Raw genomic sequence first — 2,586 nt, 5'->3', positions numbered from 1 at the left:
GACCGAAGTCGCACCGCCCGCTCCGCCTCCGCCTGTCGCGGCCGCGCCCGCGCCGCAGCCGGCTCCCGTTGCCGCCGCGTCCGATCCGAACTCGCCGCTCGGCGTCTGGGCGACGGAAGAGAACAAGGGCAACGTTCGCATCGAGGAATGCGGCGCCAATCTGTGCGGCTATTCCGTCAACTCCGGCGAACGGATCCTGATCAACATGAAGCCGCAGGGCGGCAAGTGGAGCGGCCGGATTCACGATCCCAACAGCGGCCGCAACTACGACTCGACGATCGCGCTGAAGGGCACCAATACGCTCAAGGTCCAGGGCTGCGCCTTCGGCGGCATGTTCTGCGGCGGCCAGACCTGGAAGCGCGTGAGCTGACGATTTCCTCTCAAGACCTCTTCTCCCTGAGACTTCTTCTCCCTGAGACTTGGACCCCGTGAGATTTCACGGGGTCTCTTTTTTGCTCTGTCGCGGATGGTTGAGCGTTCGTTAAGATGCTGCGCGACGAAACAAATCTCCTCCGCGACGAAACACTTTTTCCCTTGCAACGAAAAAATCCCGAAACCGGGGCCGCGTAGTTCTCCGCTCCAACGAGGCGCCACTTCGGCGCACAACTCGGCAGCGCGATCCGCGCTGGCACCATCCACACAAAGGGGGACATTCGATGGCTTTCACCGGTTCGACCATGCGCAATTGCACGATGCTGATCGCGACAATTTTTGCGCTTGGCCTGCTGACCTCGGCGGCCAATGCCTATACGCAGGAGCAGGAGCAGATGTGCACCGGCGATGCGATGCGGCTGTGCTCGTCGGAAATCCCAGATGTCGAGCGCGTCACCGCCTGCATGGTGCAGAAGCGCGCGCAGCTCAGCGACGGCTGCAAGGCTGTCTTCCGTTACGTGCCGCCGGCCACCGCGACGCCCGTGAACTACACGCCGACGGCAAAGCCCTCCAGGCCGCTGAACCTGGCTCCGGTCAAGCGCGGCTGAGGTCATTCTCCTACGTACCGTCACAGCGCCGCGCCCGGGCATCCCGGGCGTGGCGCTGATCGTTTGTGGCCGACAACAAGCGGCCATGTTCATCCCGCATTCAGCCAGCCCGCGCTGAAATCGCGCTCCCGCCGCCTGCCTTCTCCCCGTTTACGGAAATATCCCGATGCCGCGCCATCTATCCTTCGCGCTTGTGCTGCTGGCCTGCGGCACGATGATCGGCGCGACGGATGTTTTCGCAGCTACGTCCGAGCCGATGCAGCTGGCGCAGGCGCAGACTGATCCTTCGCCGTCCGCGACACCCGCAACACCGGCGCCCGATGTGTCCGCGCCCGCAGCGGACGCGCAGGCGCCGGAGGAGCCGATCGGCAACGTCGCCACCGTGACCGGCAGCGCCAGCGTGATCCGCAACGACGCCACCACGCCGCTCAAGGTCAAGGACGACATCTACCTCAACGATATCGTCCAGACCGGCGCCAATGCGGCGCTCGGCATCACCTTCATCGACAACACCACTTTCAATCTCAGGGCCAATACAAAGATCACCATCGACAATTACGTCTATGAGGACGGCGGCAAGAACAACGCCGCGATCTTCGACGTCGCCAAGGGCACCGCGGCCTTCGTCGCCGCGTCGGTGGCGAAAACCGGCGACATGAAGATCACGACGCCGACGGCGACGCTTGGCATTCGCGGCACCACCGGCCTCGTCGAGGTGCCGGAAGGCGCCGCCGCCAACAGGCCGAACAATGTCGCGGTCAAGCTTTATCCCGACGCCGACGGCCGGGTCGGCCGGATCGAGGTCAACGACCGCGCCGGCGTGCGGCTCGGCTTTCTGACGCAGGGCGCCAGCGGCTTCACCATCCGCCCCGGCGCGGGCGGCGTGCGTTTTGCAGCGGTGCCGCTGGTGATTCCGCAAGCGGCTGTCCTGCGCGACCAAGGCTTTGTGCGGCAGCTTCACTCGACGCAGAATCTCGGCCGGCAGGTCGTATTCCAGCAGCGCGAATTCCGCCGCGCCAATCCCGGCTTCGTCAATCCGAACCGCCCGATCCGGCAATTGCAGCCCGGCCAGCAACGGCCGAATGGTCTGCCGGGACAGCTCAGGCCCGGACAACAGCAGCCCGGTCAGTTGAACCGTCCGGGTCAGCAACAACCTGGTCAGCCGCGGCAGAACGGCCTGCCCGGTCAACCCGGTCAGCCGCCACTGCCGGCCGTGCCGAACCGGCAAGGCCAGAACCCAACGCAGAACCAGGGACAGCAGCCGCCTGGCCAGCTCAATCGTCCTGGACAGCCGCAAGCTCCCAGCCAATTGAACCGGCCGGGTCAGCAGCAACAGCAGGGCGCGCCGAACCGTCAGGGCCAGCAGCAACCGCCTTCGCCGCGACAGCCCGGCCTGCCGCCACGCGCGGGCCAGCAACAGCCGGCTACGCCCAATCAACCCGGCGTGCCGCCACGCCTGGGACAACCGACATCGCCGGGTACTCCGCCGGCTGGCCTGCCGCCACGCGCCGGTCAACCGCAACAACCCAATGCGCCGACGCAGCCGACCGCGCCGCAGGGACGACCGCTGCCGAACCGGTTCGGCGCTCCGGGACTGCAGCGTCCG

At 66.2% G+C, this 2,586-nt stretch carries 3 protein-coding genes; all 3 read left to right on the top strand.

Going from position 1 to position 2,586, the window contains the following annotated elements:
* Window positions 1-370, top strand: a 370-nt coding sequence (locus tag CQ12_RS06680; protein ID WP_157088038.1) for a DUF2147 domain-containing protein, incomplete at its 5' end; no start/stop codon positions are given.
* 286 nt (window positions 371-656) lie between these two features.
* Window positions 657-980 (top strand): hypothetical protein, encoded by a 324-nt coding sequence (locus CQ12_RS41425; protein ID WP_063799687.1) that lies wholly within the window; start codon window positions 657-659, stop codon window positions 978-980.
* A gap of 166 nt (window positions 981-1,146) precedes the next feature.
* Window positions 1,147-2,586, top strand: a 1,440-nt coding sequence (locus CQ12_RS06670) for a FecR family protein (RefSeq protein ID WP_063799686.1), incomplete at its 3' end; no start/stop codon positions are given.

The sequence above is a fragment of the Bradyrhizobium jicamae genome (assembly GCF_001440395.1).
GTDB lineage: Bacteria > Pseudomonadota > Alphaproteobacteria > Rhizobiales > Xanthobacteraceae > Bradyrhizobium > Bradyrhizobium jicamae.
The sequence above is the reverse complement of the archived record's forward strand: the minus strand, read 5'-3'. Positions and strand labels throughout refer to the sequence as shown.